Origin of the sequence: Larkinella sp. (assembly GCF_965227735.1) — a bacterium.
Taxonomy (GTDB): domain Bacteria; phylum Bacteroidota; class Bacteroidia; order Cytophagales; family Spirosomataceae; genus Larkinella.
In genome coordinates this window covers 3,406,735-3,420,827 of sequence record NZ_OZ245776.1, presented here as the reverse complement: position 1 = coordinate 3,420,827, position 14,093 = coordinate 3,406,735, and the positions used below count along the sequence as shown (strand labels likewise).

The window sequence follows — 14,093 nt, the reverse complement described above, 5'->3', positions numbered from 1 at the left end:
CTATGTCACGCGTAGGTAATAAATCCATTGCACTGCCCGAGAAAGTGTCAGTTTCGGTCGAGAACGGTAACACAGTTACGGTGAAAGGCCCGAAAGGGGAACTGTCGCAGAGCATCAACCCGGATATCAAATTAGAGATCGCCGACGGAGAACTGAAGGTGGTTCGTCCGAACGACCAGAAGCGTTTCAAAGCCTTGCACGGTTTGTATCGCGCCCTGGTCAACAACATGGTAACGGGTGTCAGCACCGGTTATAAGTTGGAACTCGAAATCGTCGGGGTTGGTTACAAAGCCGTTGCAACGAACAACATTCTGCAATTGACGCTGGGGTATTCACACGACATTTACGTGGCCATCCCAACGGAATTGAAAGTAAGTGCCATAACGGAAAAAGGGCAAAACCCGAAAGTCATTCTGGAAGGAATCGACAAACAACTGATCGGCGATGTAGCGGCTAAAATCCGTTCGTTGCGGAAAGTTGAACCGTACAAAGGGAAGGGTATCCGGTTTGTGGGCGAGAAAATTCGTCGGAAAGCTGGTAAGTCTGCTTCCAAGAAGTAATAGGTGAACCATATAATAAGCACAGGCGAAAATGGCTGTCACGAAAGAAAGCAGAAGACTGCGTATTAAAAATCATATCCGGAATAAAGTTTCCGGAACGGCTGACCAGCCGAGACTATCCGTCTTCCGGTCAAATGCCCGTATCTACGCCCAAATCATTGATGATGAGAAAGGCCACACCCTGGTCAGTGCTTCATCGATCGAAATCACCGGCAACGATAAGAAAGGCGTTAACGTCGAACTGGCAAAACAGGTTGGACAGGCTTTGGCAGAGAAAGCAACTACCAGCGGTATTTCCAAGGTAGTTTTTGATCGGAATGGTTATTTATATCATGGTAAGGTGAAAGCTTTGGCCGACGGCGCCAGAGAAGGAGGCCTTAAATTCTAAGCAAAACAATGGTAACCAATACAAGACCTGCTAAAGTTAACGAGTCTGAACTGAAAGAACGCGTTGTTGCTATCAACCGCGTTGCCAAGGTGGTGAAAGGTGGTCGGCGTTTTAGCTTTGCGGCCATTATCGTCGTCGGCGACGGCAACGGTGTGGTTGGCTACGGCCTCGGCAAAGCGAACGAAGTAACGGATGCGATTGCCAAAGGAATCGAAGATGCAAAGAAAAACCTCGTTCAGGTTCCGCTGCTGAAGCATACGGTTCCTCATGCGATGGAAGGTAAGTTCAGCGGTGGATTTGTGCTGCTGAAACCCGCTTCTGCTGGTACGGGCGTTATCGCCGGTGGTGCCATGCGTGCGGTATTGGAAAGTGCCGGTATCCGCGACGTATTGGCAAAATCGAAGGGTTCATCCAATCCGCACAACGTGGTGAAGGCAACCATCGACGCGCTGCTGAAAATGCGCGCTCCGCATCAGGTCGCTTTCCAGCGTGGGGTGAAACTGAGCAAAGTTTTTAACGGATAAGAATCCTTAACAACGGCAAGAACATGGCACGGGTTAAAATAACACAGGTTCGCAGTATTATCAAGCGGCCGAAAACACAGAAACTGGCGATCAAGTCGCTTGGTCTGGGGAAAATCAACCGCAGCGTTTCATTGGAATACAATGACGCCGTCGGTGGAATTATCCGTAAAATTCAACATTTAGTTACTGTAGAAGAAATTTAAAATTATGAGTCTGAATACACTTAAACCTGCGGAAGGATCAGTCCGGGAGCGCAAGCGAGTAGGTCGGGGTACGGGTTCTGGCATGGGTGGAACATCCACCCGTGGCCACAAAGGTGCCCAGTCGCGTTCCGGTTACAGCGCCAAGAAAAACTTCGAAGGCGGTCAAATGCCTTTGCAGCGCCGTGTACCGAAATTCGGCTTTAAGAATATCAATCGGGTTGAATACAAGCCGATTAACCTAGACACACTGCAACAGTTAATTGAAAGTGCCGGCGTTACGTCCATCGATATCGATGTATTGATGCAACACGGTTTGGCCGGTAAAAACGACAAAATAAAAATTCTGAGCCGGGGTGAAATTTCGTCAGTCGTGGAAGTGAAAGCACATGGCTTTTCGCAGAAAGCGATTGAAGCAATTGAGAAAGCAGGCGGTAAAGCAATCAAGCTCTAATCGGCTTGTTCGTCCATGAGTAGATTTAGCCAATATTTCTTCGTAAATTTGGTGACTTTTTTCGGACGAGCAGCTTGATACACTAATGAAACGATTCATCACGACCCTTCAGAATATCTTTTCGATCGAGGAACTGAGAACCCGCATTCTCAACACGTTGTTGTTTGTGACGGTTTTCAGACTAGGGTCTCAAATTGTGTTGCCAGGGATTGATCCGACGAAGTTGAACCTCAATCCGCAGGGACTCCTGGGGTTGCTGGAAACTTTCTCGGGGGGAGCCTTTAGCAAAGCATCCATTTTTGCTTTGGGAATCATGCCGTATATCTCGGCATCGATTGCCATTCAGCTTTTGACCCTGGCCCTGCCCTACTTTCAGAAAATGCAGAAAGAAGGTGAGTCGGGTCGGAAGCGATTGAATCAGATCACCCGTATCCTGACCATTTTCGTGACGGCGGCTCAGGCGATTACGTATTTGACGACTACCATCCCGGGCGAAGCCATTATGATCAGCAAGGCCACATTCAATATTGTGTCTGTTGTTGTTTTAACGGCCGGTACCATTTTTTGTATGTGGCTGGGTGAGCGCATCACCGACAAGGGAATCGGGAACGGGATTTCGATGCTGATCATGATCGGTATTGTATCGCGGTTCCCAGGTGCCGTATATGGAGAAGCTTTGTCCCGTGGTTCAGGCGGAGCTTTACTGTTCGTCCTTGAAATCGTTGCCCTGTTCTTTGTGGTAATGGGTGCGGTTGTCCTGACGCAGGCGGTTCGCCGGATTCCAATTCAGTATGCCAAGCAGGTGGTTGGGAACAAGGTCGTGGGCGGTCAACGTCAGTATCTTCCCCTGAAATTGAATGCTGCCGGTGTTATGCCGATCATCTTTGCCCAGGCGCTGATGTTCGTTCCATCGCTGGTTGCTTCGTTGTTTGCGGAGAAGAGTGATTTCGCCGGTTCGGTACAAACGGTTTTCGCCGATTATACCTCGTGGCAGTACAATGTGCTGTTTGCCGTTCTGATTATCGTCTTCACGTTTTTCTATACGGCAATTTCGGTAAACCCGAATCAGATTGCCGACGACATGAAACGAAGCGGAGGTTTTATTCCCGGCGTTAAACCCGGTTTTATGACTTCTGAATACATCGGTCAGGTTCTGGACCGGATTACGTTACCTGGAGCGCTTATGCTGGCTATTGTAGCGATTTTGCCGGCTGTTGCGTCTCTGTTGGGAATGACGCGCAACTTCTCGCAGTTTTTCGGCGGAACGTCACTCCTGATTATGGTGGGCGTGGTGCTGGATACGTTGCAGCAAGTTGAAAGTTATCTTCTGATGCGTCGTTACGAAGGCCTGATGCAGTCAGGGCGGGTAACGGGTCGCACGGAGAGCATAACAGCTTAACGAAATGATTTACCTGAAATCAGACGCCGAAATAGAGCTGATGAAAATCAGTGGACAGGTTCTTGGCAAAGCACATGCCGAAGTAGCCAAACGGATTCGTCCGGGTGTGACTACGAAAGAACTGGATCGCGTGGCTGAAGAATATATTCGCGACAACGGTGGTATTCCTTCTTTCAAGGGATTCAACAACTTCCCGGCCGCTTTGTGTATCTCGGTCAATGAGACGGTCGTACACGGTTTTCCGAGTAAGTACGAACTGAAAGAAGGTGATATTATTTCGATCGACTGTGGCGTAAAACTGAACGGATACCATAGTGATAGTGCCTATACCTATCCCATTGGAGACATTAGCCAGGAAGTTCGTGACCTGCTGATCCGTACCAAGCAATCACTGTATTGCGGTATTGAAAAAGCAACGGAGGGAAACCGGATTGGCGACATTGGGTATGCAGTGCAGAGTCATGTGGAGAAATTCGGGTATTCAGTGGTTCGGGAGTTGGTCGGTCATGGAGTCGGAAAGAGTCTCCACGAAGGGCCGGAAGTTCCGAATTATGGTAAACGTGGACAGGGCGTCAAGCTGAAAGAAGGTATGGTTCTGGCCATTGAGCCGATGGTGAACCTCGGTAAGAAAAGCATTGTTCAGGAACGGGATGGCTGGACCATTCGAACAGTTGACCGCAAACCGTCTGCGCATTTCGAACACTCAATTGCTGTTCGGAAAGGCCAGGCCGAAATTCTGACGACGTTTCAGTACATTGAAGAAGTAACGGCCAATACCAGCTTAATGATTGAAGTCAACGAAGTGACCATAGCGTAACGAATGGCAAAACAGACATCCATCGAACAAGACGGTACCATTGTAGAAGCACTCTCCAATGCCATGTTCCGGGTACAGCTCGAGAACAAGCATGAAGTAGTTGCTCACATTTCCGGGAAAATGCGGATGAATTACATCAAAATTCTGCCCGGTGACCGGGTAAAATTGGAAATGTCTCCGTATGACCTGTCCAAAGCACGAATTGTTTATCGGTATAAATAAGGGTCTACAGTTTACATTTACAGTTTACGGTTTTCAGTTGGCTGACGCATTCTACATCAACTACTGAAAACTGAAAACCGAAAATCGAAAACCGAAAACCATAAACGGAGTAAAACCATGAAAGTCAAGGCGTCGATTAAAAAGCGCAGTGTTGATTGTAAGGTGATCCGCCGGAAGGGGAAGCTTTACGTGATCAATAAGAAGAATCCTAGGTATAAACAAAGACAAGGTTAATCACTGAATATGGCACGTATTGCAGGGGTTGATATTCCCGACCGGAAACGCGGTGAAATTTCGTTGACTTACATTTTTGGCATTGGCCGTAGCTCAGCGCAGAGAATTCTGAATAAAGCAGGTGTATCTGTTGATAAAAAGGTGAGCGAGTGGAACGACGAAGAGTCGAATGCCATCCGGACCATCATCAGCGCAGAACACAAGGTTGAAGGGGCACTGAAATCGGAAGTCCAGTTGAACATCAAACGATTGATGGACATTGGTTGCTACCGGGGTCTGCGTCACCGGAAAGGCCTGCCGGTTCGTGGCCAGCACACGAAAAACAACTCCCGTACGCGGAAAGGTAAGCGTAAGACGGTAGCAAATAAGAAAAAAGCAACTAAATAATTGAGTTTAAGGTTTGGGGTTTAACGTTTAAGGTTTTTCGCAAAATGCTTTAAACCTTAAACGTTGAACGTTAAACGATCAACTAGAAATGGCTCAGGCAAAACGCAAAGACAAAGCGAAAAAACGGGTAGTAGTAGTTGAACCCGTTGGTCAGGTACACATCCGGGCTTCGTTCAATAACATTATCATTTCAATTACCAACAGCTCGGGGCAGGTAATCTCGTGGGCATCGGCCGGTAAAATGGGCTTCAAAGGCTCTAAGAAAAACACGCCGTATGCTGCTCAGACTGCCGCTCAGAACTGTGCTACCGTAGCCCATGATTTGGGCATGCGCAAAGCAGAAGTGTTCGTGAAAGGTCCGGGTTCCGGTCGTGAATCTGCGATCCGGACGATCCAGAATACCGGTATCGAAGTGATGTCCATCAAAGACATTACGCCACTACCCCACAACGGCTGCCGCCCGCCGAAACGCCGTCGCGTTTAAGCATTACTTTCAATTCTGCGGATTGCGTTAAGCAACCCGCTTCACTTAATGAATACGGGCAGGCGACATTGGGTTGTGTCTGTTCATCGTTTTTCGTTATTCATTCTCAGTACAAATGGCAAGATACACAGGCCCCAAGGCCAAAATTTCCCGCAAGTTTGGTGAGCCGATTCTCGGCCCCAGCAAAGCCCTGCAAAAGAAAGCCTACGCTCCCGGACAACACGGACGCGGCCGGAAACGGAAACAGTCGGAATACGCTGTTCAGTTGCAGGAAAAACAGAAAGTAAAATACATCTACGGTATTCTGGAACGTCAGTTCCGGGGCTTGTTCCACCGGGCCGTTGTTAAGCAAGGCATCACCGGTGAAAACCTGCTGAAACTTTGCGAAGCGCGTCTGGATAACACGGTTTACCGTCTGGGCATCGCTCCAACCCGCCGGGCTGCCCGCCAATTAGTCTCCCACAAACACATTGCCGTTGACGGCGAAGTGGTCAATATAGCTTCTTACTCATTGAAACCCGGTCAACTGATCAGCATTCGTGAGAAATCGAAGTCACTCGAAGCCGTGACAACCAGCCTGTCGGCCCGGAATCCGAAGCGCTACAACTGGTTGGAATGGGATCAACAACAATTGCAGGGGGTATTTACCACCTACCCGGAACGTGATCAGATTCCTGAGAACGTAAACGAGCAACTGGTTGTTGAATTGTATTCTAAGTAACAGTTTTGGTTTTCGGTATACTGTTTTCGGTTTTCAGTTAGATTGCAAAGCAACCGTAACAGCTACCCTGCACAAACCGTATACCGAAAACTGTAAACTGTATTTCATTAGTTGAACGGTTAAAAACAAATTCGTATGTCAATATTAGCGTTCCAAATGCCCGATAAAGTTGTCATGGAGCGAGCTGACGACTTTCACGGGTTGTTTGAGTTCAAGCCACTCGAAAAGGGCTATGGCGTGACCATAGGGAATGCGTTGCGGAGAATTCTGCTGTCATCGCTGGAAGGCTATGCCATTGCCAGCGTACGATTCCCTGGCGTACTGCACGAGTTCTCATCCATAGAAGGCGTCGTTGAAGATGTTACCGAAATTATCCTGAACCTGAAAATGGTTCGGTTCAAGAAAGTTTCGGACATGGTCGACAACAAAATTACCGTTACGATCAAAAATCAGTCGGTGTTAAAAGCCGGCGACATATCAAAATTTAGCGCGTCGTTTGAAGTACTGAATCCTGAATTGGAAATCTGTCACATCGACGATACGCGTGAACTGGAAATGGAAATTCACGTGGAGAAAGGCCGGGGCTATGTGCCGGCCGACGAACCACGTGCCAACGAACTGCCTTTCGGACACATTCCAATCGACGCCATTTACACGCCGATCAAGAACGTTCGTTACAGCGTTGAAAATACGCGGGTTGAGCAAAAGACCGACTACGAGCGGTTGTTGCTGGACATCGAAACCGACGGTTCCATTCACCCGGAAGAAGCCCTGAAAGGCGCAGCTACCATTCTGATTCAACACTTCATGTTGTTCTCCGATCAAACGATGACGTTTGAAACCGCGAAAGCAGAAGAAGATAACGTCGTTGACGAAGAAATGCTGCACATGCGGAAATTGTTGAAAACCCCGCTGGCTGATCTTGATTTGTCCGTACGGGCTTACAATTGCTTGAAATCTGCCGATGTAAAATCACTGGGCGACCTGGTGAAACTGGAGATTTCAGATATGATGAAATTTAGAAACTTCGGTAAGAAGTCGCTGACTGAATTGGAACAGTTGGTGGCCGAAAAGAACCTGACTTTCGGCATGGACATTACCAAATACAGATTAGACGAGGACTGATACCATGAGACACGGTAAAAAAAATAATCACCTTAGCAGGACCCATTCACACCGGACGGCAATGCTGTCGAACATGGCATCCTCGCTGATTCTGAGCAAGCGCATCGAGACGACAGTTGCCAAAGCGAAAGAATTGCGGAAATATGTTGAACCCCTGCTGACCCGCGCCAAAGACGATTCGTATCAGAACCGCCGGGTTGTTTTCTCGTACCTCCAGAACAAGGAGACGATGAAAGAACTGTTCAACGTTGTATCGGACAAAATCTCGAACCGCCCGGGGGGCTACACCCGGATCATCAAACTGGGAAACCGGTTGGGTGATAACGCCGAAACCTGCATCATCGAACTGGTAGACTTCAACGAAACCATGTTGACTGCCGTTGATGAGCAAAAAGCAACCCGGACCCGTCGCGGTCGTCGGGGTGGCCGGAAAGCCGATGAAACTGTTGCAGCCGCACCGGTAGCTGAAGCAACAACCGAAGCCGCTCCCGCCGTCGAAACAGCCCCTGAAGCTGCGGCCGATGATCTGGCTCTGATCGAGGGCGTTGGCCCGAAGATCGCTGAAGTGCTGGTAGCCGCTGGTGTAACAACCTTCGCTCAGGTGGCCGACATGACCCCGGAAGCCATCAAGGAAATCCTTGATAACGCCGGATCTCAGTTTGCTTCACACACGCCGGAAACATGGCCACAACAGGCTGCTCTGGCCCGCGATGGCAAATTCGACGAGTTAAAGACCTTGCAGGATGAATTGAACGGCGGTCGACCCAGCTAATTAATCATTGTGAAGAGCGAACTCAAATACCAAATAGAGGGTTAACCGTAACGGGTTAACCCTTTTTTTTAACTCAAAAACTCCAACGTAATTCATGAAACAGGTTCAGCAACCAGATGCTTTACTGGTTTTGAAAGATGGTTCCGTGTTTAGGGGAACGGCTCTCGGCAAAATCGGGACGGCAGGTGGTGAAATATGCTTCAACACGGGCATGACCGGCTACCAGGAGATTTATACCGATCCCTCGTATTATGGTCAGGTGATCGTTAACACAACGTCTCACATTGGTAATTACGGGGTGCAATACCGGGATGAGGAGGAGTCCGGAAGTGTAAAAATCCGGGGCATGGTCTGTAATTTCTTTTCGCAGATTCATTCACGCCATACGGCTGATACCTCCTTGCAGGAATACTTTGAAAGGGCTAACATTGTGGGGATCAGCGGGATTGACACCCGGCAGGTAGTGCGGCACATTCGCGATAAAGGCGTTATGAACTGCATTATTTCCTCCGAAATTCTGGACCCGGCCGTTCTGCTCGATCGGCTGCACCAGATTCCGGACATGGAAGGCCTGGAGCTTTCGTCGGAAGTAAGTACCCAACAGATATACGAAGCAGGCGATGCCGGTCGTGCCGATTTTAAAGTAGCGGTTTTGGACCTGGGAATCAAGAAAAGCATTCTAAATAACCTGGCAAGCCGGGGAGCGCACTGCCGGGTTTTTCCGGCCAAAACGCCTTTTGAAGAAATCAATGCCTGGAACCCGGACGGTTATTTTATCTCCAATGGCCCCGGCGACCCGGCCGCCATGCCTTACGCCGTTCAGACTGTAAAGCAGGCGCTGGAAACCGATAAACCGCTGTTCGGCATTTGTCTCGGACACCAGATTCTGTCGCTGGCCAGTGGCATTACGACTTATAAAATGCACAATGGTCACCGGGGTTTGAACCATCCGGTCAAAAACCTGATCACGGGCCTGTGTGAAGTGACGTCACAGAACCACGGTTTCGCCGTGCGGGCAGATGAGGTGATGGAAAACCGGGATATTGAGCTGACGCACGTTAACCTGAACGATAAAACGATCGAAGGGATTCGTCGGAAAGACCGCCCGGCCTTCTCGGTACAATATCACCCGGAAGCTTCGCCCGGTCCCCACGATTCCCGGTATTTATTCGATGACTTTGTGAAACTGATCGAGGTCGAAGCACGATAAGAATGAAAAACCGGTCAATGACCGGTTTTTTTTATGCCTCTTGTTGGCGGAGTTTGCTCCGGGTTGCCTGTAAAGCTAACTTGTGAGTAAATAATTAATCCCCTCATGCCATGTCAGTTACGGCCACCCTGCCTCTGAATCGTGTAGCCGCCCGCATTCTGAGCATCGATACGGTGCGAGGCATCGTGATGGTCATTATGGCACTGGATCATACCCGTGATTTCATTCACTACAACGGTTTTTTCTATGATGCCACGGATTTGAATACCATCACGCCGATCGTTTACATAACGCGCTGGATAACGCATTTCTGTGCGCCAACTTTTGTCTTTCTGGCGGGAACATCAGCTTATTTGATGAGCCGCAAAAAGACCAGATCGCAACTGAGTGTTTTTCTGCTGACGCGCGGTCTATGGTTGATGGTTTTTGATGTAACCGTCGTCAACCTGACAATATGGTTCGACCTAACGTTCTCCGTAACCGCTCTGGAGGTCGTCTGGGCAACGGGCTTCGGCATGGTGGTTTTGAGTGGGTTGCTATTTTTGCCCCAAAGAATCCTTTTAGCCATTGGTCTGCTGATTTTATTCGGGCATAATGCGCTGGACGGCGTTTCCTTCCAACCCGGCACCGTGATGGACCTCATCTGGTCGATGTTGCACCAGCGCAATGCCATTCCCCTCGGTTCGGGTCGGATCGCCTTTACGAGTTACCCGGTGCTTCCGTGGATCGGCATTATACTGCTGGGCTATTGTTTAGGGGAATTGTTTAGCCCTGATTTTGGGCCTGAGAAGCGCCGGAGAATGCTTAAGTGGATCGGACTCGGTGCTGTAACGGTTTTTATTCTGATTCGCACCCTGAATGTTTACGGTGATCCTGTTCCGTGGACTATACAGAAAACGCCGTTATTTACGTTCTTTTCATTTATCAACCTTACCAAATATCCGCCATCGTTGCTATACACCCTGATTACGCTGGGACCGGCCATTTTGCTGCTGAGCTGGCTGGAGGGCAAGCGGACCAACTGGATGCCGTTTTTGGTGGTCTATGGCCGTGTTCCTCTCTTCTACTTCGTAGTTCACTTCTTCATCATTCACGTCCTGGCGATTGTGCTTCTGTTGTCAGATGGTATTCCGTGGTCGGCTATTGATTTTCAGAATAAGACCGCTGGCATGATGCCAAACCACGGTTTGTCACTTGGTTTGACCTACGGCGTGTGGATACTGGTCGTATTGGTCATGTATCCACTCTGCAGATGGTATGGCCGAATCAAAAACCAGAGTCGAAGCCCGATCTGGAGCTATCTTTAAGCCAGGGCAATGTCGGTTGAAAACCACTGAAGTTTAGCCGTTTGCTTGGGTGAAAACCGCGCCGAATAATTTTGGTATTCGATGGTCTGGTAATGCAAATTGACTAGATAACGTTGGTAGGTTTCCTCGGAAGGGATGTCCAGGGATGGATCGATGCCTATATCCCACGTGTTCGATTCAGCGAATAAATGCTCCATATAAAAAGAAAAAAATGGCAGGTACGAGCCATTGTTGGATGGCTCGTACACAAATGCATGATCAGAACAGAGAAAATAGTAGGCTGCAATATTCATGATTTTGCCCCAAACAGACTCGCAATTTTCGGACAATTACACTCAATTTTCAGACAGTATACTCCGGATGTACTCAGAAGGTGATAAAGTGAAGAGGTCTTTGAAGCATTGACCAAAATAGGAAGGGCTCTCAAAACCAACCATATAGGCGGTTTCCGAAACCGGATAACCAGCTTTTAACAAATCGGCGGCTTTGCGAAGGCGGTAATTGCGGATAAACTCACTGACCGTCATGCCCAGCATGGTCGTCAGTTTGCGATTGAGGGTTCGGGAACTCATCGACACCTCCACGGCAAGGTCGTCGACGGAGAGTTTGGCATCGTCGATGTGCTTTTCAAGGGCCTGGTAGAGTTGACTTAGGAAAGCGTTTTCGTAGGCTGGCAGCGCAGTCGTTTGGGGTTTGCTGAACTGGAGGTTGTAAAATTTACGCAACGTCGATTGATAGTGGAGCAGGTTAGCCACGCGAAGTTGCAATTCCCGCTGATCGAAGGGTTTGGTTAAATAATCGTTGGCTCCCACCGAAAGGCCTTCCAGCTTGCTTTCGGAAGCGGTTTTGGCGGTCAGCAGAATAACGGCAATGTGGCTCGTTTGGCTCGTTTGCTTGATAAGCCGACAGAGTTGAAGCCCGTCCATTTCCGGCATCATGATGTCGCTCAGCACCAGATCGGGCAATTCCGCCTGGCAGAATTTCCATCCTTCCTGCCCATCAGCGGCTGCAATCACCCGGTAGGTATTGGCAAGTCCGGCTGCGATCAGGTGGCGCAGGGCAGGGTTATCCTCCACGACCAGAATGAGCGGGAGCGTTTCGTTGATAGAAGCGATTTTATCGGGTAACGGAGCTACGAAGGGGGGCGAAATTTCCGGCCAGAGGGTCTGGGAGGTAACCGGGTTCAGTGTTGGATGATCGGCGAAGGGAAGACGAACGGGACACTCCACGGTTACGGTTGTGCCTTTGCCAACTTCGCTTTCCACGCTAACTGTGCCATTGAGCAGATCCGTCAATTCTCTCACCAGCGCCAACCCGATGCCGGTTCCGCCGAAAGAGCGGGTCCGGGAAGCATCGATCTGATAGAAGCGGTCGAAAATGTGGGGAAGCTGGTCCGAAGCAATACCGATTCCGGTATCAGAAACCGACAGCCGCAAAATCAGATACCCAGTCGCCTGCATTGGCTCAGCGGTCAATTTGACCTCAACCGAGCCTCCGCCGGGCGTATACTTCAAGGCGTTCGAAAGCAGATTGTAACTGATTTTTCCCCATTTGTCGTCATCGAACAGCAGTTGGTCTGGCAGGGGACCGGGTTGATACGTCAATTGAATCCGTTTGGTTTCGGCGGTTATCCGGAATGAGTTGACCAGATCATTCAGGAAATGAACCACATCGCCCTGCGATTCCTGAATGGTCAGACTGCCGGATTCCAGCTTTGACAGATCCAGCAATTGATTGATCAGTTGAAGCAACTGGCGCGCATTGCGGTGGATGGTGGTCAGCGTATTTTGGAGAACGGAATTTTCAACAGAAAACCCTTTCCCCTGTGGGGGCAGCAGTTGCTCGATGGGGGAGATAATCAGCGTGAGTGGCGTCCGGAATTCGTGGGTAATGTTGGAGAAAAAACGGTTTTTTACTTCTTCCACCTCCTTGCGCCGGTCGGCTTCCTGCCGTTTCAGGGCCATTTGCTCAATGAGCTGGTTCGCCGTTTTCAATTCCACCGTCAATGCTTCCGTTCGCTTGAAAGCCGTAGAAAAACGGATTGCCAGCAACAGCGACTGACAGAGGGTAAAAACGACCACGGCACTGGAAAGCAGGAAATAGGTGTGAATGAGACCGGCCTGATACAGGGTGTCGTTGATCACACAGGCCGTCAGCAGGATCATATCACAAAAAAGGATGAAACCGCCTTCTTTCTTTTGCCGGGAAGCCTGAAACGCAATCCAGAAAAAATAACCGCATTCGACCGTCGCGAGGGGACTGATGAGGGTACCCCAGGCTGCGTAGATCGGGGGTGGTGTGAGAAGCACCAGCGCCAGAAAGCCCACGTTCAGAGCAAAAATGCTTTTCCGGGCCAAAGCCGAAATAGTACCCGGAAACAGGCATTGCAGGTAAAGCGTGATGCCGATGATCCCAATTGGAAAGGCGCCATAGAGTGCCTTGTTGGCCAGCACCCAGTCTGCTTCGGGAAAAACCAGAAAAAAAAGACTCTCCGAATTGAAATTCTCCCGAAACGCGGCCAGTACACAGAGGATGCCAAACAGCAAGGGCGCCCGGTCTTTTCGACGAAGCGCATAGAGCACAAAGTGGTACAGGCCAATGATGAATAGAGCGCCCACGATGAAGGAAGAAAGCAACAGGCTTCGTTCCCGGCTTTGCGCAATAACCACCGGGTTGCCCAACTCCAGGCTTTTCCAGATGCCACCGTAGGCAAAGTAATAGTTGGAAACGTGCAGCAACAGGAACGCTTCTTTGCCCGGTACCAGAAACGAAACGACTTTCGCGTTGATCTCCGGTTTCATGCTCCGGTCGGTTGCCACCCGGCCGGTCTGGGTCACCAACTGACCATTGACATATAACGTATACGCGGTTCGGATTGGTGGAAGGCGCAGCGACCATACTTTTCCTGAATCAGGAAGGATAATCCGCAACCCGTAGGTGCAGTGGCCCAAATCCTGGGGAAATAAGGTGGAACTGCCGGTATACGAATGCCAGTTTCCGGGTACTGGTATCAGGGTTTGGTTCGTGACGACGCGGGCTGAATCGACAAATTGATCCCATTTAAAAAACCAGTCGCCCACGAGAGCTACCGGTTCCGAAGCACCATAGGAGTAGGAAGAAAGGTCCATGACGCCGGCCCGGGCCGTGTAGACACGGTTTTTCTGAGCCAGACCAACCAGGGTTTGGCTACTCAAATAAAACACCAGCAGCAAGACCCGTGGGCTTCGTAGGGGCGTCATAAAAATCTGCATACCTCATTTCCCGCTGAGACACCACGAATACGTGGGCC

18 protein-coding genes are annotated in these 14,093 nt (G+C 49.6%); 16 read left to right on the top strand and 2 right to left on the bottom strand.

Annotated features, from left to right (window positions below; genetic code table 11):
• The first annotated feature begins 2 nt into the window (after positions 1-2).
• The 16 genes from rplF (at position 3) to ACO064_RS13070 (ending at position 10,804) form a co-directional block, all read left to right on the top strand.
• Positions 3-560, top strand: a complete 558-nt coding sequence (gene rplF, locus ACO064_RS13145) for a 50S ribosomal protein L6 (protein WP_421827789.1) — start codon at positions 3-5, stop codon at positions 558-560.
• A 31-nt stretch (positions 561-591) separates the two neighbouring features.
• Positions 592-948 (top strand): 50S ribosomal protein L18, encoded by a 357-nt coding sequence (gene rplR, locus ACO064_RS13140; protein ID WP_114406375.1) that lies wholly within the window; start codon positions 592-594, stop codon positions 946-948.
• A gap of 8 nt (positions 949-956) precedes the next feature.
• On the top strand, positions 957-1,472 hold the full coding sequence (gene rpsE, locus ACO064_RS13135; protein ID WP_114406374.1) for a 30S ribosomal protein S5: 516 nt from the start codon (positions 957-959) through the stop codon (positions 1,470-1,472).
• Between the two features lie 23 nt (positions 1,473-1,495).
• Entirely contained in the window at positions 1,496-1,675 is a 180-nt protein-coding gene (gene rpmD, locus ACO064_RS13130) for a 50S ribosomal protein L30 (protein WP_114406373.1), read from the top strand.
• A 4-nt stretch (positions 1,676-1,679) separates the two neighbouring features.
• Positions 1,680-2,126 carry a 50S ribosomal protein L15 gene (gene rplO / locus ACO064_RS13125; protein WP_114406372.1) on the top strand — a complete coding sequence of 149 codons (447 nt, stop codon included), beginning with the start codon at positions 1,680-1,682 and terminating at the stop codon, positions 2,124-2,126.
• Between the two features lie 85 nt (positions 2,127-2,211).
• The gene (gene secY, locus ACO064_RS13120; protein ID WP_421827788.1) at positions 2,212-3,525 is read left to right on the top strand and encodes a preprotein translocase subunit SecY; all 1,314 of its coding nucleotides are present in this window, start codon (positions 2,212-2,214) and stop codon (positions 3,523-3,525) included.
• Between the two features lie 4 nt (positions 3,526-3,529).
• Entirely contained in the window at positions 3,530-4,342 is an 813-nt protein-coding gene (map, locus tag ACO064_RS13115) for a type I methionyl aminopeptidase (RefSeq protein WP_421827787.1), read from the top strand.
• A gap of 3 nt (positions 4,343-4,345) precedes the next feature.
• Positions 4,346-4,564, top strand: coding sequence for a translation initiation factor IF-1 (gene infA, locus ACO064_RS13110; protein ID WP_114406369.1), 219 nt, complete (start codon positions 4,346-4,348; stop codon positions 4,562-4,564).
• A gap of 117 nt (positions 4,565-4,681) precedes the next feature.
• Positions 4,682-4,798: a 50S ribosomal protein L36 gene (gene rpmJ / locus ACO064_RS13105; protein ID WP_091512700.1), complete on the top strand. Its 117-nt coding sequence runs from the start codon at positions 4,682-4,684 to the stop codon at positions 4,796-4,798.
• 9 nt (positions 4,799-4,807) lie between these two features.
• Positions 4,808-5,185 carry a 30S ribosomal protein S13 gene (rpsM, locus tag ACO064_RS13100; protein WP_114406368.1) on the top strand — a complete coding sequence of 126 codons (378 nt, stop codon included), beginning with the start codon at positions 4,808-4,810 and terminating at the stop codon, positions 5,183-5,185.
• 88 nt (positions 5,186-5,273) lie between these two features.
• Positions 5,274-5,669 (top strand): 30S ribosomal protein S11, encoded by a 396-nt coding sequence (gene rpsK / locus ACO064_RS13095; protein WP_114406367.1) that lies wholly within the window; start codon positions 5,274-5,276, stop codon positions 5,667-5,669.
• A 115-nt stretch (positions 5,670-5,784) separates the two neighbouring features.
• Positions 5,785-6,390 (top strand): 30S ribosomal protein S4, encoded by a 606-nt coding sequence (rpsD, locus tag ACO064_RS13090; protein ID WP_114406366.1) that lies wholly within the window; start codon positions 5,785-5,787, stop codon positions 6,388-6,390.
• Positions 6,391-6,525: 135 nt separating this feature from the next.
• Positions 6,526-7,515 (top strand): DNA-directed RNA polymerase subunit alpha, encoded by a 990-nt coding sequence (locus tag ACO064_RS13085; RefSeq protein ID WP_114406365.1) that lies wholly within the window; start codon positions 6,526-6,528, stop codon positions 7,513-7,515.
• A 4-nt stretch (positions 7,516-7,519) separates the two neighbouring features.
• Positions 7,520-8,287, top strand: a complete 768-nt coding sequence (gene rplQ, locus ACO064_RS13080; RefSeq protein ID WP_421827786.1) for a 50S ribosomal protein L17 — start codon at positions 7,520-7,522, stop codon at positions 8,285-8,287.
• 94 nt (positions 8,288-8,381) lie between these two features.
• A complete protein-coding gene (carA, locus tag ACO064_RS13075) occupies positions 8,382-9,497 on the top strand; it encodes a glutamine-hydrolyzing carbamoyl-phosphate synthase small subunit (RefSeq protein WP_421827785.1) in 1,116 nt (371 codons plus the stop codon).
• A 110-nt stretch (positions 9,498-9,607) separates the two neighbouring features.
• Positions 9,608-10,804: a DUF1624 domain-containing protein gene (locus ACO064_RS13070; RefSeq protein WP_421827784.1), complete on the top strand. Its 1,197-nt coding sequence runs from the start codon at positions 9,608-9,610 to the stop codon at positions 10,802-10,804.
• Here the strand turns inward: ACO064_RS13070 and ACO064_RS13065 are convergent.
• Positions 10,801-11,097, bottom strand: coding sequence for a hypothetical protein (locus ACO064_RS13065; protein WP_421827783.1), 297 nt, complete (start codon positions 11,095-11,097; stop codon positions 10,801-10,803). The genes ACO064_RS13070 and ACO064_RS13065 overlap by 4 nt on opposite strands.
• Positions 11,098-11,139: 42 nt before the next feature.
• Entirely contained in the window at positions 11,140-14,043 is a 2,904-nt protein-coding gene (locus tag ACO064_RS13060; RefSeq protein WP_421827782.1) for an ATP-binding protein, read from the bottom strand.
• Positions 14,044-14,093: the final 50 nt, after the last annotated feature.

What these genes read in the sequence shown, in the direction of transcription:
- rplF (WP_421827789.1), top strand. Translation starts at nt 3, where the DNA reads ATGTCACGCGTAGGTAATAAATCCATTGCACTGCCCGAGAAAGTGTCA.
- rplR (WP_114406375.1), top strand. Translation starts at nt 592, where the DNA reads ATGGCTGTCACGAAAGAAAGCAGAAGACTGCGTATTAAAAATCATATC.
- rpsE (WP_114406374.1), top strand. Translation starts at nt 957, where the DNA reads ATGGTAACCAATACAAGACCTGCTAAAGTTAACGAGTCTGAACTGAAA.
- rpmD (WP_114406373.1), top strand. Translation starts at nt 1,496, where the DNA reads ATGGCACGGGTTAAAATAACACAGGTTCGCAGTATTATCAAGCGGCCG.
- rplO (WP_114406372.1), top strand. Translation starts at nt 1,680, where the DNA reads ATGAGTCTGAATACACTTAAACCTGCGGAAGGATCAGTCCGGGAGCGC.
- secY (WP_421827788.1), top strand. Translation starts at nt 2,212, where the DNA reads ATGAAACGATTCATCACGACCCTTCAGAATATCTTTTCGATCGAGGAA.
- map (WP_421827787.1), top strand. Translation starts at nt 3,530, where the DNA reads ATGATTTACCTGAAATCAGACGCCGAAATAGAGCTGATGAAAATCAGT.
- infA (WP_114406369.1), top strand. Translation starts at nt 4,346, where the DNA reads ATGGCAAAACAGACATCCATCGAACAAGACGGTACCATTGTAGAAGCA.
- rpmJ (WP_091512700.1), top strand. Translation starts at nt 4,682, where the DNA reads ATGAAAGTCAAGGCGTCGATTAAAAAGCGCAGTGTTGATTGTAAGGTG.
- rpsM (WP_114406368.1), top strand. Translation starts at nt 4,808, where the DNA reads ATGGCACGTATTGCAGGGGTTGATATTCCCGACCGGAAACGCGGTGAA.
- rpsK (WP_114406367.1), top strand. Translation starts at nt 5,274, where the DNA reads ATGGCTCAGGCAAAACGCAAAGACAAAGCGAAAAAACGGGTAGTAGTA.
- rpsD (WP_114406366.1), top strand. Translation starts at nt 5,785, where the DNA reads ATGGCAAGATACACAGGCCCCAAGGCCAAAATTTCCCGCAAGTTTGGT.
- ACO064_RS13085 (WP_114406365.1), top strand. Translation starts at nt 6,526, where the DNA reads ATGTCAATATTAGCGTTCCAAATGCCCGATAAAGTTGTCATGGAGCGA.
- rplQ (WP_421827786.1), top strand. Translation starts at nt 7,520, where the DNA reads ATGAGACACGGTAAAAAAAATAATCACCTTAGCAGGACCCATTCACAC.
- carA (WP_421827785.1), top strand. Translation starts at nt 8,382, where the DNA reads ATGAAACAGGTTCAGCAACCAGATGCTTTACTGGTTTTGAAAGATGGT.
- ACO064_RS13070 (WP_421827784.1), top strand. Translation starts at nt 9,608, where the DNA reads ATGTCAGTTACGGCCACCCTGCCTCTGAATCGTGTAGCCGCCCGCATT.
- ACO064_RS13065 (WP_421827783.1), bottom strand. Translation starts at nt 11,097, where the DNA reads ATGAATATTGCAGCCTACTATTTTCTCTGTTCTGATCATGCATTTGTG.
- ACO064_RS13060 (WP_421827782.1), bottom strand. Translation starts at nt 14,043, where the DNA reads ATGACGCCCCTACGAAGCCCACGGGTCTTGCTGCTGGTGTTTTATTTG.